This is a genomic window from Micromonospora sp. DT227 (genome assembly GCF_049841835.1).
In the GTDB taxonomy this organism is placed as follows: Bacteria; Actinomycetota; Actinomycetes; order Mycobacteriales; family Micromonosporaceae; genus Micromonospora.
In genome coordinates, this window is record NZ_JBNCLA010000100.1 from 1 (window position 1) to 233 (window position 233).

The following is a 233-nucleotide window of genomic DNA, read 5'->3' on the forward strand; positions in this document are numbered from 1 at the left end:
GAGGTTTCCTGGGAGGCGTTGGAGCGGGCGGGGATCGACCCGTCGGGGCTACGCGGCTCGGACACCGGCGTGTATGTGGGTACCACCGGGCAGGACTACGTCTCGATGATTAGCGATGCGCAGACCGGTAGTGAGGGGCATCTGCTGACCGGTAACGCGGCGAGTGTGATGTCGGGGCGGGTGGCGTACGCGCTGGGTCTGGAGGGTCCGGCGGTGTCGGTGGATACGGCGTG

At 67.8% G+C, this 233-nt stretch carries 1 protein-coding gene; it reads left to right on the forward strand.

What is annotated here, in order from left to right; translation table 11 throughout:
• Positions 1 to 233 (forward strand): beta-ketoacyl synthase N-terminal-like domain-containing protein (locus ACLQ2W_RS34070; protein ID WP_425792034.1); only part of this gene is annotated, 233 nt, incomplete at both ends.